Here is a 19,230-nt window from a genome sequence, read left to right as displayed (position 1 = left end):
ACGGCTTGAGCGGATTGCCCCCACGCACCGGCGCGCAGGTGCTCGTCGATCAGCTCCGAGCGCAGGGTGTCGAGCGCGTGACCTGCGTCCCCGGCGAGAGCTACCTCGCGGTGCTCGACGCCCTGCGCGACAGCGGTATCGACATGCTGGTCTGCCGGCAGGAGGGCGGCGCGGCGATCATGGCGGAGGCCGCCGGCAAGCTCACGGGCCGCCCGGGCATCTGCTTCGTCACCCGGGGGCCCGGCGCCACCAACGCCTCCGCCGGCGTGCACATCGCCCGCCAGGATTCGACGCCGATGATCCTGTTCGTCGGCCAGATCGCCCGGCGGATGCGGGATCGCGAGGCGTTCCAGGAGGTCGATTACCGGCAGATGTTCGGCGGCGTCGCCAAGTGGGCGGTGGAGATCGACGACGCCGCGCGCATCCCGGAGATCCTCGCCCGGGCCTTCCGGGTCGCGATGCAGGGCCGCCCGGGCCCCGTCGTGGTCGCCCTGCCGGAGGACATGCTCGACGACGTCGCGGCCGTGCCGGACGCGCCGCGCGTCGTTCCGGCCGCGCCGGCCCCGTCCGGGGACGACGTCGCGCGCCTGCGGGCGATGCTGGCGGAGGCGCGGCGGCCGGTGGTGCTGCTGGGCGGATCCCGCTGGACGCCGGGCGCCGTCGCCGCCATGGCCGCCTGGGCCGAGCGCCACGACCTGCCGGTGGCGGTCTCGTTCCGGCGGGCTCAGCTCTTCCCCGCCGACCACCCGAACTTCGCGGGCGAGCTCGGGATCGGGCCGAATCCGGCGCTGCTCGCCCGGATCCGGGAGGCCGACCTGCTGCTGATGGTGGGCGGCCGCCTCTCCGAGATGCCCGCGCAATCCTACGGCCTGCTCGGCATCCCCGATCCCGGCCTGCCGCTGGTCCACGTCCACGCCGACGCGGCGGAGCTCGGCCGGGTCTACCAGCCGGCGCTGGCGATCGAGGCGGCGCCCGAGACCTTCTGCGCGGTCCTGCCGGATTTCGAGGCCACCGGGACCGGCCGCGCCGCCGAGGCCCACGCCGCCTACCGCGCGTGGTCCGAGACGCCGGAGCCGAAGCCCGGCGCGTTCCAGTACGGCGCGGCGATCACGTGGCTGCGCGAGCGGCTGCCGCCGGACGCGGTGATCTGCAACGGCGCCGGCAACTTCGCCACCTGGGTCCACCGCTACTACCGGTTCCGCGCCTTCGGCACGCAGCTCGCGCCGACCTCCGGCTCCATGGGCTACGGGCTGCCGGCCGCCGTGATGGCCAAGCGCAGCCGCCCGGAGCGGATCGTCGTGGCGCTGGCCGGCGACGGCGACGTGATGATGACCGTGCAGGAATTCGCCACCGCCGTGCAGTACGGGATCGCCGTCGTGGTGGTCGTGCTCGACAACGGCATGTACGGCACGATCCGGATGCACCAAGAGCGCGAGTATCCCGGCCGCGTCTCGGCGACGGAGCTGCGCAACCCCGACTTCGCGGCCCTCGCCCGCGCCTGCGGCGGCCACGGCGAGCGCGTGGAGCGCACCGAGGAGTTCGCCCCCGCCTTCGAGCGCGGCCTCGCCTCCGGGCTGCCGGCGATGATCCACTGCCTCGTCGATCCCGAGGCGCTCACCCCGACCATGACCCTCGCGGCTATCCGCGAGAAGGCCCTGGCGGCGCAGCGGGGCTGACCGCCCGCACGCGCCGTCCCGGTGCGGCCCCGCCCGCACACCCTATCGAGAGGAGCAGCTCATGACCCTGCGCGGCGAGAACCTGATCGGCGCCGAGGCGCGGCGCGGCACCGAGGCGGCCTTCCGGGCCGTGGAGGCGGCCACCGGACGGGCCCTGGAGCCGGATTTCCCGGGCGCGAACCGGGGCGACCTCGACCGGGCCTGCGCGCTCGCCGAGGCCGCGTTCGACACCTTCCGCGAGACCGATCCGGAGGCGCGGGCCGGCTTCCTGGAGGCGATCGCCGCGAACATCCTGGACATCGGGGACGACCTCGTCACCCGCTGCATGGCCGAGACGGGGCTGCCCCGGCCGCGGATCGAGGGCGAGCGCGCCCGGACGGTCGGCCAGCTGCGCCTGTTCGCCGGCGTCGTCCGCGAGGGCAGCTACGTCGAGGCGCGGATCGACCCGGCGCTGCCGGACCGCAAGCCGCTGCCCCGGCCGGACCTGCGCCTGCGCCGGATCGCCGTCGGCCCGGTGGCGGTGTTCGGCGCCTCGAACTTCCCGCTGGCCTTCTCGGTGGCGGGCGGCGACACCGCCTCGGCCCTGGCGGCGGGCTGCCCGGTGGTGGTCAAGGCCCATCCCGCCCATCCCGGCACCTCGGAGCTCGTCGGCCGCGCCATCCAGAAGGCGGTGGCCGCCTGCGGCCTGCCGGAGGGGACCTTCTCGCTGCTGTTCGATGCCGGCCAGTCGATCGGGCAGGGGCTGGTGGCCGATCCCCGGATCGCCGCCGTCGGCTTCACGGGCTCGCGCCGGGGCGGCACCGCCCTGATGGCGATCGCGGCCGGCCGCCCGTCGCCGATCCCGGTCTACGCCGAGATGAGCAGCATCAACCCGGTGCTGCTGTTCCCCGGCGCGCTCGCCGCGCGGGGCGCCGCGATCGGCAAGGCCTTCGCGGCCTCGCTGACGCTGGGCGCCGGGCAGTTCTGCACCAATCCCGGCCTGATCCTGGCGCTGCCGGGCCCGGGCCTCGACGCCTTCCTGGAGGCTGCCGGCGCGGCCCTGCGCGAGAGCCCGGCCGCGACCATGCTGACGCCCGGCATCCAGCGCGCCTACCGCGAGGCCGTGGCGCGGGTGGCCGGCCACGCCGCCGTCACCCGCATCGCCGAGGGTGCGGAGGGCGGGGCGACCCAGGGCCGGGCCACCCTGTTCGCCGCGGACTCGGACGTGTTCCTGGCGGATCCCGAGCTGCAGGAGGAGATGTTCGGCGCCTCGGGGCTCGTGGTGCGCTGCGCGGACTTCGCCGCGATGCGGGCGGTTCTGGAGCGCCTGGAGGGCCAGCTCACCGCCTCGCTGCACCTCGCGCCGGAGGATCACGCGGCCGCGCGCGACCTGCTGCCGCTCCTGGAGCGCCGCGTCGGCCGGATCCTGGTGGACGGGTTCGGGACCGGCGTCGAGGTGGCGCATGCCATGGTGCATGGCGGCCCCTATCCGGCGACCTCGGACGGGCGCACGACCTCGGTGGGCAGTCTCGCGATCGACCGATTCCTGCGGCCGGTGAGCTATCAGGACGTTCCCGACGCGCTGCTGCCGGCCGCGCTCCAGGCCGCCAACCCGCTGGGCCTGCCCCGCCGGATCGACGGCACGCCCGAGCGCCGCTGAGCCGCGGCTGGCGGGCGCCGGACGGCCGCGATCCGCCGCTTGCCAGGGGCGGGCGCGGCGTCTAGACAGCCTCCGCTCACCTTGGGGCGTCGCCAAGTGGTAAGGCAGCGGTTTTTGGTACCGCCATTCCCAGGTTCGAATCCTGGCGCCCCAGCCAAACTTCCCAAGGGAAACAGGACCTTCGGGACCGGGATTGAGCGGGCGGCCGGGTCGCGCGTGGCGTTTGCCCGCGGCGCGGAAATCCGCTCTGGCCCGAACGTCCTCCGGCGCCGGCGCCCTCCGGCGAGGAGCCTGCGCGCCGACACCGCCACCGCGCCGGGGCTTTGCCGCACGAGGGTGATGGCCGCGGTCATCATGGGCTTTCCGAGACCGACATGAGCGACGTGCCCGATCAGAAGCGGACGAAGATCGCCGAGAGCGTGCTGGTTCGTCTCAGCACGTTCGCGCTGGGCGCCGGCCTCTGCGATGGCATCGCCCGGAGCATCGTCGAGAAGGTGGTTGCCGACATGCCGGAAGCCTCCGTCGAGCAGATCGCGGCGGCGGCGCGGATGATGATGCTGTTCGTGTCGGGCTGAGCGCGGTACATGGCCCGGACCGCCCCGCTGGCACATCCGGTGAAAGGATGAGCGCGTGATCCTGCCGCCCCTCCGCCGGACCGCGGCCGATGCCCAGACGGTGGCCACCGTCGTCCACCGAGGCCAAGTCGACAAAGCCGGCAGGCCGTACATCGAGCATCTGGCGCGGGTCGTTGCCGGCGTGCTCAGGCTGTCGGAAGGGTGCCCGTCCTGGTCCGATCTGGAGCGGGACGAGGCGGTGCAAGCCGCATGGCTGCACGATGTGGTCGAGGATACCAGCTACGGGTTCGGCCACTTGGCCAAAGAGGGCTTCAGCGACAACGTGCTGACCTCGGTCGCCATGCTCACGAAGCCCGGTGGGCGCTTCACCTACGCGGCCTGGATCAACAACATCGCGAAGGTGGGCACCCTTCGGGCCACGCTCGTGAAGCTCGCCGACCTGGAGGACAATTCGGATCCCGGGCGTCTGGCGCTCCTCGCCGCGGAGACTCGGGAGCAGCTCATCCTCAAGTACGAACCGGCCAAGGCCAGCCTGCGCACAGCGGCCGCGGCGAAGGGCTGGCTCGGTTCGCCGACGACGGTCGAGGGCGACAGGCCGCGTTAGCCCGGCGCCCTCCGAAGGCACCGCCGCCGGGAGCGGCACGGCACCGTCGGGCGGCCCGGTCGGGACGGGATCAGCCGCCGCGTCGATCCGCGTGCCCGGACCGCGCGATGCGGTCCGCCACGGGACATCCTGAAGAACCGGACATTTTCCGGAAGATCAACCGATCTTCTCTGCAGACCGAGAGCGTGCGTGAGCGCACGCGTTTCACAATCCCCGCCGCAGACCGCCGCGCGCGCGCGGATGAAGACCCGATGATGGGACCGTTAATACAGGGGGCCTCGATTTCGGGAGGCAGCACGTGGACCGCACGTATCCGAACACTCGCAGAGGGCGAGCCTTGCTGTTCAGCCGGCGAGCCGAGCCGGCCATTCGGACGTCGGATCTGGTCGGCGCCACGGCCGGGGTCGCGCTCCTCGGCGGCCTGTGCTTGCTGCTCGTGGCCCTGTTCACGAGCGAGGCGCAGGGCTTCACGGATCTCGCGTCGATCCTCCCCGGATCTTAGGTCCATCGCCGGCCCTGCCGGAGACCGGCCACGCGCCTGCATCCGCGTCGGCCGGCGGCGTCTCTCCCTCCGGCGCGGGCCGGCCCGCGACCCGCGGGGCGGGGCACGCAGCGGCCGCGCCGCCGGTCGCGGGCACCACCGGACACATGCGCATGTGGCGCGGCCTCCGACGGCGCCCGGTCGCGGCAGCGGTGAAGCCGCGGGTGCCGGGTCCCGGCCGATCGTCCCGCCCCGACCCGCCTCGGCCCGCGACCGCGCGCCGGATCCCTGCACGATGGCCGCGATTGGAGACGCGGGCGGCGCCGGCCGCCCGACCATCGCGGCGCGGCGGCCGGCGGTCTCGCAACGCCCGGATGGGACGCGGCGATCGCTGACGGCGATCCGCACAGCTGTTCGGCCGGAAGAGGGTTGAATCGCGTTCGCCAGTCGAGAAGGCTCGCTCCGCCCGACCCGCATCGCCCTTCGGAGGTGAAGACCCTGTGCCGCACGCGACCGAACTGATCGCCGTCATCGCCCTCGGGCTGACCCTCGCCTTCATCTGCGGGATGGTCGCGCAGCGCCTCAGGCTGCCGCCTCTGGTCGGCTACCTGGTCGCGGGCGTCCTCGTCGGCCCCTACACGCCGGGCTTCGTGGGCGACAGCAACCTCACGGGCCAGCTCGCGGAGATCGGCGTCATCCTGCTGATGTTCGGGGTCGGGCTGCACTTCTCCTTCAAGGACCTGATGGCCGTGCGCGCCATCGCCCTGCCCGGCGCGGTGGTGCAGATCACGGCGGCGACCGCCATGGGCATCGGCCTGGCCCTCGCCTGGGGCTGGACCCTCGGCCAGGGCCTGGTCTTCGGCCTCGCCCTCTCCGTCGCGAGCACGGTCGTCCTGCTCCGCGCGCTGGAGGAGCGCGGCCTCCTCGACACGGATAACGGCCGCATCGCGGTGGGCTGGCTCATCGTCGAGGATCTGGCGATGGTGCTGACCCTCGTGGTCCTGCCCGCCCTCGCGCCTTCGCTCGGTGGCGAGGCCCGCGGCCTCGGGCACGGCACGGCCCACGCGCTCACGGACCTCGTGGCCCAGCTCGTCGGACCCGACCGCGCGCAGAGCCTCGCGCTGACCGTCGCTCTGACGCTCGCCAAGGTCGCCGTCTTCGCGGCGCTGATGCTGGTCGGCGGACGCCGCTTCGTGCCCTGGCTGCTCGATCAGGCGGCGCGCACCGGCTCGCGGGAGCTGTTCACCCTGGCGGTCCTGGCCCTGGCCCTGGGCATCGCCTTCGGCTCGGCGGAGCTGTTCGGAGTCTCCTTCGCGCTCGGGGCGTTCTTCGCCGGGATGGTGCTCGCCGAGTCCGATCTCAGCCACAAGGCGGCCGCCGACTCGCTGCCGCTGCAGGACGCCTTCGCGGTCCTGTTCTTCGTCTCCGTCGGCATGCTGTTCGATCCGGGCATCCTCGTGCGCGCGCCGCTCTCGGTCCTGGCGGTGCTCGGCGTGATCATGGTGGGCAAGTCCCTGGCGGCGGTCGCCATCGTGCTGGCCTTCCGGCACCCGCTGGGCACGGCCCTGACGATCGCCGCGAGCCTCGCCCAGATCGGCGAGTTCTCCTTCATCCTGGTGTCGCTCGGGCTGTCGCTGAAGCTCCTGCCGGAGGAAGGGCGGAACCTGATCCTGGGCGGAGCCCTGCTGTCGATCACGCTCAACCCGCTCTTCTTCGCCCTGGCGGCCCGGATCGAGCAGGCCTTCGCCGACCGGCCCGAGCTCGCCGCCCGCTTCGAGCGCGAGGGCGTGGTCGACGTCGCCGTCTCGGGCGGGGAGCCGCCGCGCCGGGACCACGTCGTGATCGTCGGTTTCGGACGCGTCGGCAGCAGCATCGGCGCGACGCTGGAGACCTGGGACCTGCCCTACGTCGTGGTGGAGCGCGACCGGCGCCGCGTGCTGGCCCTGCGCGCGGCGGGCACGCAGGCCGTGTTCGGCGACGCGACGGCGCCCGGCATCCTCGAAGCGGCCGGCATCGGCACGGCGCGCCTGCTCGTCGTCGCCACGCCCGACGCGCACCAGGCCCGCCGGCTCGTCGAGGCCGCGCGCGCGGCCAATCCGGGGATCGACACCGTGGTCCGCACGCACAGCGAGGCGGAGCGACGCCATCTCGAGGAGGACGGCGTCGGCCTCGTGCTGATGGGCGAGCGGGAGCTCGCCCTAGGCATGTCCTTCTACGCGCTGCGCAGTCTCGGCGTGCGGGAGGGCGAGGCCCGCGTCTTCATCGACACGGCCCGCGCGGAGAGCCGGAGCGACGCGGAACGGACGGTCGGGCCGGTGAGGGGAAGCCCCGAGTTGCGCCACCAGCACGACCGCGACGGGGCGGACCTGTCCTGACGCGGGAGCACGAGGGCGGCCCGGTCGTGACCGGCCCCGGCCGGAGCGCGGGGAGCCGCCGTCAGAGGTAGCTCAGGGCCGGCCAGGTCGAGGCCCGCTTCAGGCGCACCATGGCGCGGCACGCCAACCAGAGGGGAACGCTCACGGCGGCCGCGATGAGCCAGAGCGCGAGGGGCGAGCCGGCCTCCACCCGTCCCGACGCTCCGGCGAGGCCCAGCGCCGCGGCACCGTCGTAGAGGAAGCGCAGCAGCGCGAGGTGCAGCAGGTAGAAGAACAGCGGCGCGCCGCCGAAGACGCGCAGGCCGCCCAGGAGCCGCTGCGGCAGCGTCTCGAACAGCGCCAGCAGGCCGAGGCCGAGCCCGAGCGTCAGCAGCAGGAAATCGGCCGAGGGCGGGTACTTGGTCAGGTTGACGAAGGACAGGGCGGTGGCGAGCGGCGTGGCCCCCGGCTGCCACGGCACCGGTTCGCCGTAGCCGTTGAGCACGCGCAGGGCGAGGAAACCGACCAGGGCGGCCGCCCCCAGCCCGAGGAGCCGCGCGCGCCGGCGCGCGGGATCGACCCCGCCGGCGAAGAGCGGCCCGAGGGCGTAGCCCGCCGCGATCACGCCGATCCAGGGCAGGAGCGGGTACGAGGTCCGCGCCAGGCCGCCCCAGGGCAGCGCGATCATCCCGCGCTGATGCAGGATCGACCAGAGCACGTAGCCCGGCTCGTCCGCCCGGATCGCGATCCCGTCGAGCAGGTTGTGGCCGAGCATCAGCGCCAGGGCCCCGGCCACGAGGGCGAGCCGCGGCAGCCAGAGGAGCCCGGCCAGCGACACCATGCAGAGGCCGATCACCCAGATCACCTGCAGGTAGAGGATCGACGGTCGGACGCTGCCGGCCCAGGCGAAGCTGACGAGCGTCACCTCCAGCAGGATCAGGAGCAGCCCGCGCTTGAGCAGGAAGGCGGCGGTCGACCGCCGGCCGTGCTTCTGCCCGTAGAGGCAGGCCGAGAGGCCGGTGAGCAGGACGAAGACCGGCGCGCAGAGGTGCGAGGCCGCCCGCGTCAGGAACAGGTCGGGCGGCGTCGCGGCGAGGTCCATCGGGTCGCGGACCTGCGCGTGCAGGTAGAAGAACTCCCGCACGTGGTCGACGAGCATCAGCAGCATGACCAGCCCGCGCAGGGCATCGATGGAGCCGATGCGCCGGGATGCCGCCGGGCCGCCGGTCGCGGCGGCGGGCGCCACGGAACGAGAGACCATCAGGAGCGCGCCGTCGTGCGGAGTGCGCCCCGCAGGCGCGCGCCGATGCCGGCTCGGACGCCGCCGGCGATCGCGCGGGACGCCGACGCCCCCCGACCGGCGCGGTCCCGGCGGCGGCCGGCACCGGCAACGATCTGGGAGCGGAGGGCCGGCGGATCGGTGATCAGGACGTTCTCCTGCGCGAAGGGGCGAGGCGCGTCGGTCACGCCGCCGCGGATGCGACGGTCGAGCGCGATGCCGGTCTCGTAGCCGAACCCGGCCTCGGGGCGAAGGGTCGACTGGCCCCGTCGATGCCGGTGTCGGGCCGGAATGAGGCCACCGCCTCGTCGCGCCCGGGCACGGTCAGCCGGCCCGGATCACCGCGCCGGCCGCCCGCTCGCGTACCGGACCGGCGGCCGGCCGACGTGCCGGGCGAAGGCGACGCTGAACGTGCTCGCCGAACTGTAGCCCACCCGCTCGGCCACCTCGGCCATCCCGATCGCCTCGCGGCTCAGCAGATCCTTCGCCAGCGCCATCCGCCACGCCAGCAGGTACGCCATCGGCGCGACCCCGACCGCGCGGCGGAACCGCTCGAAGAACGTGGACCGGGAGAGCCCCGCTTCCCGCGCGAGCGCGGCCACCGTCCAGCTCTCCGTCGGCCGGTCGTGCATGAGCCGCAGCGCGGCGGCGAGCCGGTCGTCGGCGAGGCCGCGCACCAATCCCGAGGGCGCCGCCGGCCCGGCTGTGGCGCGCAGCGCCTCGATCAGCACGACCTCCAGCAGGCGGGCGAGGACCACGTCGCGGCCCGGCCGGTCGGCGCGCGTCTCCTCGTTCACGAGGCCGAGCAGGGTGGTCAGCCGGGCGGCGCCGCGGACATGCACGTACCGGGGCAGCAGCGACACGAGCAGGTCCGCGTCGCTCGACGCGAAGACGCAGTGCCCCACGAGCATCCGGACGTTCGGCGGCCCCTCGGCGGCGCCGAGCCGGAACACGCCGGGGGCCACCTCGACGGGAGGCGGCGCGGCGCGCCGCGGCGGGTCGAGGCTCGTGGTGGTGAACGCGTGGGCCGCGGGAATGAGGACAAAGTCGCCCTCTCGGAGCACGATCCCGGCCTCGCCGTCGATCGCGAGACGGCACCCGCCCTCGAGCACGGCGGCATAGAACGGCCGACCGGAATCCGCGCGCCGCACCGCCCAGAGGCCGGATCCGGTGACGAGCTTGGACAGCGGGGCACTCGGCCGGAGGAGGCCGACCACCTGGGTGAGCGGATCGGGCATTCTCGGACGCTCGCCAATGCGAACCGGACTTGCGCACGTATCGGGTCCGGCCCGCGCTCCCTATCACCCCGTTGCCCCATCTGCACGGGAATTCCCATGAACACGATCCTGATCACCGGCTGCTCGTCCGGCTTCGGCCTGGAGACGGCCCGCACCTTCCTCGCGCGTGGCTGGCGCGTGGTCGCCACGATGCGCAGGCCGCGGGGCGATCTGCTGCCGCCGTCCGATCGTCTCAGCCTCCTGCCGCTGGACGTGACCGACCGAGACAGCGTCGCCCGCGCGGTCGCGGCCGCCGGACCGGTCGACGTGCTGGTCAACAACGCGGGCGTCGGGCTCCTGAACGCGCTGGAGGGCGTCTCGATGGACGCCGCGCGGGAGGTGTTCGAGACGAACACCCTCGGCACGATCGCGATGACCCGGGCCGTACTGCCGCAGTTTCGGGAGCGCCGTGCGGGCGTCGTCGTCAACGTGACGTCGAGCGTGACGCAGCGCCCGCTGCATCTGCTGTCGGTCTACACGGCGAGCAAGGCGGCGGTGAACGCCTTTACCGAGTCCCTGGCGCTGGAACTCGAACCGTTCGGCGTGCGCGCGCGGCTGGTCATCCCCGGCCGCGCCCCGGAGACCGCGTTCGGCGCCAACGCGCGCGCCCGCATGGGCATGGACATCCCCGAGGCCTACGCGGCGGTGGCCGCGCAGGTCTTCGCCGGCTTCCAGCAGGCGGACGAGGACCTGACCCGGCCCGCGGACGTGGCGGAGGCGGTGTGGCGCGCGGCGACGGACCCGTCATGCCCCACGCGCCTGCCGGCCGGTGCCGACGCGGTGGCGTGGGCCAAGGCGGGCTGAGGGCGGGCTGAGGACGGAGTGCGCGCGGAGTGCGGGCGGCGGCGAACCGCGCCGGCCCCGGACCGGAGGTCCGGGATCCCGACGCGGAAGCCCGGGCTCAGGATGGATCCGCGGACGCGCCGGCCGTCCGGCCCAGGCCCAGGGCCTGATGCAGGATGCGGCTGAGCTGCTCGGCCGAGTACGGCTTGTGCAGCAACGTGAAGTCGTGGGCGTCCGACTGCGCGAGCACGTGGCTGTAGCCCGATGTCAGCACCACGGGCACCTGCGGCGCGCGCCTCCGCAGCTCCTGCGCGAGCGCGACGCCGCCCATGCCGGGCATCACCACGTCCGAGAAGATCAGGTCGAACCGGTTCCCCGCCCGGCCGAGTTCGTCCAGCGCCTCCTCGGCGTTGGCCGCCCAGGTCGGCTGGTAGCCCAGATCCTCCAGGATCTGTGTCGCGAACTGCCCGACGCCGACATTGTCCTCCACGACCAGGACGCGCTGCCCGCTCCCGAGCGGCGCGCGGTCCGCATCCTGCAGGCGGTCACCGGCCGGACGCTCCTGCGACCGCACCTCCGGCAGGTAGAGGGTGAAGGCGGTGCCGGCACCGAGGGTGCTGCGCACGTCGACGTCGCCGCCCGACTGCTTGGCGAAGCCGAACACCTGGGACAGGCCGAGGCCGGTCCCCTTGCCCACCTCCTTGGTGGTGAAGAACGGCTCGAAGATCCGCCCGATCTGCTCGGGCGGGATGCCCGTGCCGGTGTCGATCAGCGACACCGCCGCGAAGGGCTTCTGGGACCCGGCATGGCCGCGGATGGCCGGCAGGGCCGCGCCGCAAGTCACGCGCAGGATCAGCGTCCCTTCTCCATCCATCGCGTCGCGGGCGTTGACCGCCATGTTGACGAGCGCGGTCTCGAACTGGCTCACATCCGCGCGGATCAGGCAGGTCGTCTCCGGCACCTCGGTCACGACCTGCACCCGCGCGCCCGTCAGCGTGTCGAGCATGTCGGCGATCGCCCGCACCCTCTGGCCGACGTCGAACACCTCGGGCTTGAGGGCCTGACGGCGCGCGAAGGCCAGCAGCTGGCCCGTGAGCTTCGCGGCCCGCTCGACGGTCTCTGAGACCGCGTCGAGGTAGCGGCGCTTGCGGACCTCCGGCAGATCGGGCCGGCGCAGGAAGTCGACGGACGAGCGGATGATGGTCAGCAGGTTGTTGAAGTCGTGCGCGACGCCGCCGGTGAGCTGGCCGACCGCCTCCAGCTTCTGGGACTGGCGCAGCGCTTCCTGCGCCTGGGCCAGCTCGGCCTGGCCGCGCAGGCGCTCGGTGACATCCACGACGAACTGGTAGCAGCCCGCGCGCGCGCCCCGCGCGTCGCGCAGGGTGCGGAAGCTGATCTCGTAGTGGGGACGCGCCCGCCCGGCGTCGCCGAACGCCTCGACCAGGGTGATCTCCTCGCCGGCGAGCCCGCGTCCCCACACCGCCCGCACCTGCGCCTGGTGCTCCGGCTGATCGGCCAGCAGGTCGAGCATGTTGTCGCCCACCTTCGGCCTCACGCCGTAGATGCGCGCGAACTCGTCGGCATTCGCCTTGTTGATCGCCAGGATGTTGTAGTCGAGATCGGCCGCCATCACCATGATGTCGGTCCTCTCGACGATCGTGGCGAAGAGATTGCGCTCCGCGGTGCGCTCGGAGACCTGCAGCTCCAGGGTCTCGTTCAGGTGCTGGAGGCGGCGCTCGCTCTCGGCCAAGCGCTGCTCGGCCTCCTTGCGCCGGCTGAGATCGGCCGTGACGATCAGCAGGCTCTTGAGCCTGCCGTCCGCGTCGTCGAGGCGCCGGATGCTGCTGCTCGCCCAGATCGCGCTGCCGTCCGGGCGGCGATACCGCTTGTCGAGGGCGACGCTGCGGTCGGTCTCGAGGGCCCGCGCCATCGCGGCCGCGCTCGGCGACCGGTCCGCGGGATCGGTCACGTCGCCGATGCCGAGCCGCAGCAGCGCCTCGGCCGGCCGGTCGAGGATGCGGCACAACTCGGTGTTGACCCGCAGGAAGCGCCCCGCGGCATCCACCTCCGACAGGCCGACGGAGGCGCCGGCGAAGATCGCCGCCAGGTGCTCCTCGCTCTTGCGCAGGGCCGCCTCGGCGCGGGCGCGCTCGATCGCCGCCTTCACGCGCTCGCCGACGTCGCGGATCAGGTTACCCTCGGCGGTGGTCCAGGCGCGCGGGACCGCGCTCTGCACCGCCAGCAGGCTGACCCACTCAGCGCCGCGGAACAGCACGACGTCGACGAAGGCCGCGACCTCGCGCGACCCGAGGCCGGCGCGCGCCGCGTCGCTGAACCGGAGATCGGCGGCCACGTCCTCGACCGCGACGACGTTCCCGTCGCGGTAGGCGGCCAGCAGGTCAGGGCCGAACGCGGCCAGGGAATGCTCCCCCACGATCGAGCCGACGCCCCGGGCGTATTCGCGCTCGACCTTCATCAGGCTGCCGCAGATCTCGGCGTAGAAGACGCGGCTGGCACCGAGGCGCTCGCCGAGGCGCCGCGAGGCCACCTCGACGATCTCCGCCGACGCGGTCAGCGGGCGGAGCGTGTCGCTGAGATCGAGCAGGAAGGATTGCCGCTCCTCGTTGTCCCGAAGCGACGCCTCCGTCTCGCGCGGACGGCGCGCGGCGGGCTCCTGGCCGGCGAGCGCCGTGCAGGCCCCGTAGAGGCCGGCGACGTGCCCCGCCGTGTCCCGGACGGGCACCAGGGAGAGGGCGAAGCGCGCCGCGCCGGCCCCGTCGCCCCCGTCGTGGAGGACGTGCTCGCCATCCGCCGTGTGGACCGGGCGGCCGGAATAGGCCCTCTCCACGAGGGGGGCGAGACCGGCCCCGATCGCGCCCCAGACCTCGAGGTAGTCCCGGCCGAGGGCCGCGGGGTGCCGCCCGCCGAGGATCTGCGCGTAGAGATCGTTGTACAGGAGCCGCCGCTCCGGACCCCAGACGATGAACATCGGCTGGTTCGCGCCGAACATGACCGCGACGAGGGTCTTCAGGGATTCGGCCCAGGCGAGCGGCGCGCCGAGGGGCGTACTGTCCCAGTCGTGCGCGCTCAGGAGCACGCCCATCGCGCCGCCGTCGGCCAGGAAGGCCGGGCCGCGGATCGGGGCGTCAGATCTGCCGTGCATGACGTCCTGGCGCGGCTTCGAAGGGCATCGGGGGATCCTGGGGCGACGGGGTCGGATGCCGGTCTCGCCCGCTCCCTCGGGCGGCCGGCCGCGTTGCGGCGCGCGCCGGCGGATCATCGCACGCGGAGGCTACCGCGAAGGTCGACCCGGTCCGTTCGGTCGTCGGGGCGGCATCGCGCATCTGGTCGCCCGGCATGCCAGAGCGGTCCCACGAGACGCCGAGCTTGTCAAAGCCGGGGCCGCGATCGCGATCCCCGCCTCGCAGAATCCTGATACAGCCGGGGACCGGACAAGCCGGGCCGCGCGTCGTCCAGGTCCCTCAGGAGACGGCGGCCGGGCCGCGCGCCGGGCGGGCGGAGGCGAGCTGGCCCTGCAGGGTCAGCGCCAGGGCGTTCGAGCGCCACGGCCGCCGGACGATGTCGGCGATGGGAACCGCCGCGAGCACCTCCGGCTGCACCGCGTCGGTCGCCGACAGCGAGAGCACGATCGGCCGCACGCAGATCTCCGCGGCCCGGTGCGCGAAGGCGAGGCCCGAGGAATCGGCTAGACGGTTCTCGACGATCAGCAGATCGAACCGCTGCGGATCCCGCCGGAGGACGGCCAGGGCCGCCTCGGGATCCGCGTAGCCGACCGGCTCGTAGCCCAGGGCGGCCAACGTCTCCTCGTCGTCCTGGACCGACCCGGGCGTGCGCCCGACCAGCATCACGGTCCCGCCGGCCGCCGCCCCGCCCTCGACCTGCGGGATCACGGGCAGCCACACCGCGAAGGCGCTGCCCCGGCCCGGTGCGCTGCGCACGTCGAAGGCGCCGTCGTGCTCCTGAACGAACTCGTAGGCCGTGGCGAGCCCCAGGCCGGTCCCGGCCGGACGGGTGGTGAAGAACGGCTCGAAGATCCGCGCCAGCGTGGCCTCGTCCATGCCGCGGCCGGTGTCGGACACGCGGATCCGCACGTAGTTGCCAGGCCGCAGGGTACCGTGGGTCAGGGCGCCGGGACCCGGCAGGGCGACGCGGTCGAGCCGCACGTCGACGGCCGCGCCCGGCTCGGAGGCCTGGACGGCATTGCGGATGAGGTTGTGGACCACCTGCTGCAATTGCGCCGGCTCGCCGCCGACGCGGGCGCCCTCCGCGGTGCCCGAGAGCTCGATCGTGGCCGGGCCGGCCGTGGAGGCGCGGATCTGCGCCACGGTCTCGTGGAGCACCGCGTCGGCCGCGCTGGTACACTGCGCGGAGCGCCCGCGGCGGCCGAAATCGAGGATCTGGCCGGCGATCTCGCGCGCGCGGCCGCCGGCCTGGACCAGCAGCCCGACATGCTCGGCCGCCCGACCGGGATGGGACGGCAGGGCGTCCCCGGCGATCTCGGCATGACCCAGCATGACGTTGAGGACGTTGTTGATGTTGTGGGCGACGCCGCTCGCGAAGGTGCCGATGGCCTCGAGCCGCTGCGCGCGGCGCAGGGCCGCCTCGATCTCCCGGCGCTCGGCCCAGACGTGCTGCCGCTCCAGGGCGGCCGCGAAGCTGTCGGCGACGACCTGCAGCAGGCCGCGCGAGTGCCGCAGCCACGGCGGCAGGCCGGAGGTGGTGCGCTCGAAGCAGAGCAGGCCGACGATGCGCTCGCCCCGGCGCAGCCGCGCGCAGGCCCACGAGACGACGCCGCGCGCGGCCAGGGACCGGCGCAGGGCCGGCGGCCCGGTCTCGTCCGCCACCTCGACGAAGATGAGATCGCTGGCGGCGGCCGCCACGTCGTGCACGAGAGCCTGCTGCGCCACCGGCCAGCCGCTCGGCGGCGCGAGGCCGGGCCGGTTCCAGAGGTAAACCGCGCCGGTGCCATCGAGCATGAGGACGTAGCCGTGATCCGTGTCGAGCCCCTCGCCCACGATGGCGAGGACGTCCACGATGCGCGTGGCGGTCTCGTCGGGCTGGCTCGCCAGGAACCGGTTCGCCGCCCGCGCCACGACGGTCTGGAAGGCCACGGTCCGGCGCAGGATCCGGGTCCCGGCCCGCATCAGCAGGCCCACGCGGACCACGAGGGCGAGGAGCGCGAGGGCGACGGCGTAGAGCGCGAGGCGGAACCCGTCCGCCCGGGCCTGGCGCCGGTCGCGGAGGCCGCGGCGGGCGTCCAGGAGCGCCTCGCGGGCCGCCTCGCTCGACGAGGCCGGCAGCGAGCGCGTGACCGCGTCGACGTGCGGCAGCAGTTCCAGGAGCTGCCGCCCGTGCAGGACGATGGCGTCGACGTCGCCGGCCCGGGCGGCCGCCCCGTCGGCGGCGTGCAGCGTCTCGAGGCGGCTCCGGATGTCGGCGAGGCGCGCCGGCGTCGAGTCGCGCACGAGTTCCGAGACCCGGATCTGGAGCGCGGCCACCGCGCGCGCGAGCCCGGGGGCGATGTCGGACTCGGACAGACGGTCGCTGAGCGAGTCGAAGTAGGCGATCGAGTTCTGCACCAGGGCGTTGCCGGTCTTGAACCGCTCGACCATCTCGGCCTCCCGGTCCACCGCCTCGGCCAGCACCCGGACATCGGCATCCCCGGCATTGCTCGCCTGCAGGTCGGCCACGGCCTTCTGCATCTCGCGCAGGTGCGCGACGATCGGATCGTAGTTGCGCAGCAGGCCGGTCCGGGCCCGCAGCACATCGTGCTGCATGCGCGACTCGGCCAGCGCCAGGGCGTCGACGGTCCGCTGGGTCGCCACGTAGGCGGCCTCCATCCCGCCGCTGCCGTTGATCAGGAGCCATGTCAGCAGCGCCGCGAGCAGCGCGCCGAGCGTGACGGCCTGCAGGGTCAGTCTCATAGCTGCGGCTTGCCGTCCGGGCGCGCGCCGTCCTGCAACCCCGCGCCGGGCGCCGGCGGCGCGGTCAGGGGCCGGCCCTCGTAGGTGCCGGTCAGGGTTCCCAGGAAGGCGACGATCCCGTCGACCTGCGCCGGGGTGAGTTCCCGGCCGAGCTGCGCCCGCGCCATGAGCCGGACCGCCTCGGGGAGCGTGGCGACGCCGCCATCGTCGAAGTACGGCGCCGTGACCGCGACGTTGCGCAGGCTCGGCACCCGCAGCACCTCGGCGACCTTGTTGGGGATCGTGACGAAGATCCCGACCTTCTCGAACAGGTTGCCGCCGACATTGACGCCCTGGTGGCACGCCGCGCAGCCGATCCGTCGGAACAGGTCGTAGCCCGCCCGCTCCGGGCCGGTGATGGCGCGGGCGTCGCCGCGCAGCCAGCGGTCGAAGCGGCTGTCCGGGGTGAGGAGGGTGCGCTCGAAGCTGTTGATCGCGTCGATCACCGCCTCCCGGTCGGCCGCGCGGCCGTAGGCGGCCTGGAACATCGGGGCGAGCACCGGGTCGTCGCGGACCGTGTCGAGGATCCGCGGCCAGGAGCCGCCCAGGAATTCGGGCCGCGTCAGGGCGAGCTCGGCCTGCTCGCGCAGGCTCGGGATGTCGCCGGCCCAGCCCAGCCGGAAGCTGAGCGCCGCGTTGAAGGCCGTCGGCGTGTTGCGCGGAACCGGCGTGCCGTCAGCGGTCAGGTTCCGGGGCACCGCGCTCGCGCCGCTGGTGCGGATGTCGTGACAGGTGATGCAGGCCCGGTCGCCTCCGCGCGACAGCCGCGTGTCGGTGAAGAGCAGCCGGCCGATGGCGGCCCGGTCCGGGTCCGCCCCCAGGGTGCCCGGCACCGGCGTGATCACCCCCAGGGCATCCGCGGCCTCGGCGGAGAGTTCGGCGTCGGCCGGCCCCGCGTGCGGCCCCTCGTGCGGCCTCTCGTGGGCGGCCGCCGCGAGGATCGCCAGCGCGCTGGCGAGGAGCGCGGCGACCGCGACGCGGCCGCGGCCGGGACGGAACCGGGCCACGGCTACAGCTTCTCGACGGTCGCGGTGAGGACGTAGCCGACGCCGCGCTCGGTGACGATCAGGCGGGGCGCGCTCGGATCCGCTTCCAGCTTGCGGCGCAGCCGCAGGATCTGGACGTCGATGCTGCGGTCGAACACGTCCTCGTGGACGCGCGTGGCCTGGAGGAGCTGCTCGCGGCTCAGCGGGCGCTGGGGCGCGTCGAGGAAGGCCACCAGCAGCGCGTACTCGCCCTTGCTGAGCGCGACCTCCGCGCCGTCGGGATTGGTGAGGCGCCGGCGGCGCCGGTCCAGCACCCAGCCGGCGAAGCGGCTGCGGTGGGACTCCTGGACCCGCGCCGGGGCGGGCGCCACCTCGGCGCGGCGCAGGATGACCCGCACCCGCGCGAGCAGCTCGCGCAGGCCGTAGGGCTTCACGAGGTAGTCGTCGGCGCCGAGTTCGAGGCCGATCACCCGGTCGATCTCGTCCCGGCGATGGCCGGTGGTGATGATCACCGGCAGGTCGCTCCGGGTGCGCAGGTCACGCAGCAGGTCGAGCCCGTTCTCCGAGCCCAGCCGCAGGTCCAGCACGACGAGGTCGAATTCGGCCTCCGCGAGCCGCTTCTCCGCCTCCGCCCGGTCGGTCGCCGCGGTCACGGCGACGTCGTGATCGGCGAAGTGGTCCGAGACGATGCGCTGCATGCCGGCGTCGTCCTCGACGAGGAGGATGCGGGTCGCGCCGGCGCGCGCGCTCCGACCCTGAACTCGGTCCAGACTGGATTCGATCATGGCCACCTCCGGTTCGCGGCGGCTCGCCGCGACGGCACGATCTCGACGCGCCGGCTCCCGGGGCGGGAGGAGTGTCCGGTCGGGCGGATATCGCCGACCGGAAGACCTTCGCGTCCGTCGCCGGTCCGCCCCGGCGGCCTACCTGGGCGCGTCCGGTCATCGGGCCTTACACGGCCGAGTTGATATCACGCCCCCTAAAAGATTGCGCCCTTCGCATTGTGCGTGACAGCACAGCGCGAGCATTCGAACGGTCCCGTACCGTATCGGACCAACGAAATTCGGACCTGTTACCGTTGTAACGGAAAACATCTTGCCCAGACACGGGGATGTAACTCGCGAAAATCACGATCACGCTCTCGCAATAGAGAGGTGACCATGCCTGACGCCGCGATTCTGGAAATCCGCCCGCGCCGTCGGCGACACTTCGGCAAGTCCGGGCCCGACTTCCGGAATGCGCCGGCTGACCTTGTCGGGCCGCCGCGACGCCCGCCGCGGGAGCGCGACGGTCCGATCTCGTCTCCGGTCGCCGCGTCGCAACCGGCGCGCGGCGGCCTCGGACGACGGCTGCTCGACGCGCTGGTGGTCAGCTTCGCGTTCGGCGGGTGCATCCACAGTATCCACCCGGATTACGTCGACTTCCTGCGCGATATCAGCAGCACGAATCGGCACGCGCTCTGATCTCTCCGCTGTCGACAGAGCAACCTCATCCAGATCGATCCAGCCAGGTCCGCCTCGTCGCGGCCTAACCGCGCCTGCGCCGCGGGACGTGCCCCCGAGCTGGGCGGGCATGACGCCCGCCCGCGATCA

At 73.7% G+C, this 19,230-nt stretch carries 14 protein-coding genes and 1 tRNA gene; 9 read left to right on the top strand and 6 right to left on the bottom strand.

Features of this window, described 5'->3' with window-relative positions; all coding sequences use genetic code 11:
* Positions 1-5 precede the first annotated feature (5 nt).
* From J3A75_RS15510 to ybaL, 7 genes are all read left to right on the top strand, one after another.
* Positions 6-1,676, top strand: coding sequence for a thiamine pyrophosphate-binding protein (locus tag J3A75_RS15510; RefSeq protein WP_070999445.1), 1,671 nt, complete (start codon positions 6-8; stop codon positions 1,674-1,676).
* Between the two features lie 61 nt (positions 1,677-1,737).
* A complete protein-coding gene (locus J3A75_RS15505; protein ID WP_029359485.1) occupies positions 1,738-3,315 on the top strand; it encodes an aldehyde dehydrogenase (NADP(+)) in 1,578 nt (525 codons plus the stop codon).
* 82 nt (positions 3,316-3,397) lie between these two features.
* Positions 3,398-3,472: transfer RNA gene (locus J3A75_RS15500), tRNA-Gln, on the top strand.
* Between the two features lie 217 nt (positions 3,473-3,689).
* Positions 3,690-3,890: a hypothetical protein gene (locus J3A75_RS15495; RefSeq protein ID WP_059408933.1), complete on the top strand. Its 201-nt coding sequence runs from the start codon at positions 3,690-3,692 to the stop codon at positions 3,888-3,890.
* 55 nt (positions 3,891-3,945) lie between these two features.
* Complete coding sequence (locus J3A75_RS15490) at positions 3,946-4,494, top strand: HD domain-containing protein (protein WP_053622688.1); 549 nt, start codon at positions 3,946-3,948, stop codon at positions 4,492-4,494.
* A gap of 337 nt (positions 4,495-4,831) precedes the next feature.
* Positions 4,832-4,996 (top strand): hypothetical protein, encoded by a 165-nt coding sequence (locus tag J3A75_RS15485; protein ID WP_164891279.1) that lies wholly within the window; start codon positions 4,832-4,834, stop codon positions 4,994-4,996.
* A gap of 479 nt (positions 4,997-5,475) precedes the next feature.
* Positions 5,476-7,350: a YbaL family putative K(+) efflux transporter gene (gene ybaL / locus J3A75_RS15480; RefSeq protein ID WP_059408935.1), complete on the top strand. Its 1,875-nt coding sequence runs from the start codon at positions 5,476-5,478 to the stop codon at positions 7,348-7,350.
* 61 nt (positions 7,351-7,411) lie between these two features.
* On the opposite strand, the gene J3A75_RS15475 is transcribed toward ybaL, so the two are convergent.
* Positions 7,412-8,590, bottom strand: coding sequence for a DUF1624 domain-containing protein (locus tag J3A75_RS15475; RefSeq protein WP_209650413.1), 1,179 nt, complete (start codon positions 8,588-8,590; stop codon positions 7,412-7,414).
* Positions 8,591-8,946: 356 nt separating this feature from the next.
* Positions 8,947-9,846: an AraC family transcriptional regulator gene (locus J3A75_RS15470; protein WP_024830204.1), complete on the bottom strand. Its 900-nt coding sequence runs from the start codon at positions 9,844-9,846 to the stop codon at positions 8,947-8,949.
* A 96-nt stretch (positions 9,847-9,942) separates the two neighbouring features.
* Between J3A75_RS15470 and J3A75_RS15465 the strand changes: the two genes are divergently transcribed.
* Entirely contained in the window at positions 9,943-10,689 is a 747-nt protein-coding gene (locus tag J3A75_RS15465) for an SDR family oxidoreductase (RefSeq protein WP_024830205.1), read from the top strand.
* 97 nt (positions 10,690-10,786) lie between these two features.
* Here the strand turns inward: J3A75_RS15465 and J3A75_RS15460 are convergent, their stop codons facing one another.
* From J3A75_RS15460 to J3A75_RS15445, 4 genes are all read right to left on the bottom strand, one after another.
* Positions 10,787-13,831, bottom strand: coding sequence for a PAS domain-containing protein (locus J3A75_RS15460; protein ID WP_053622692.1), 3,045 nt, complete (start codon positions 13,829-13,831; stop codon positions 10,787-10,789).
* 319 nt (positions 13,832-14,150) lie between these two features.
* Entirely contained in the window at positions 14,151-16,613 is a 2,463-nt protein-coding gene (locus J3A75_RS15455) for a two-component system VirA-like sensor kinase (RefSeq protein ID WP_024830207.1), read from the bottom strand.
* On the bottom strand, positions 16,610-17,659 hold the full coding sequence (locus J3A75_RS15450) for a cytochrome-c peroxidase (RefSeq protein WP_053622694.1): 1,050 nt from the start codon (positions 17,657-17,659) through the stop codon (positions 16,610-16,612). Before J3A75_RS15450 ends, J3A75_RS15455 begins: the two co-directional genes overlap by 4 nt.
* A 2-nt stretch (positions 17,660-17,661) precedes the next feature.
* Positions 17,662-18,423, bottom strand: coding sequence for a response regulator (locus J3A75_RS15445; RefSeq protein ID WP_024830209.1), 762 nt, complete (start codon positions 18,421-18,423; stop codon positions 17,662-17,664).
* A gap of 375 nt (positions 18,424-18,798) precedes the next feature.
* On the opposite strand from J3A75_RS15445, the gene J3A75_RS15440 reads away from it, so the two are divergent.
* On the top strand, positions 18,799-19,101 hold the full coding sequence (locus tag J3A75_RS15440; protein WP_053622695.1) for a hypothetical protein: 303 nt from the start codon (positions 18,799-18,801) through the stop codon (positions 19,099-19,101).
* The last annotated feature ends 129 nt before the right edge of the window (positions 19,102-19,230 follow it).

Origin of the sequence: Methylobacterium sp. PvP105 (assembly GCF_017876975.1) — a bacterium.
Lineage (GTDB): Bacteria > Pseudomonadota > Alphaproteobacteria > Rhizobiales > Beijerinckiaceae > Methylobacterium > Methylobacterium radiotolerans.
This window is presented reverse-complemented; position numbering and strand designations above follow the sequence as displayed.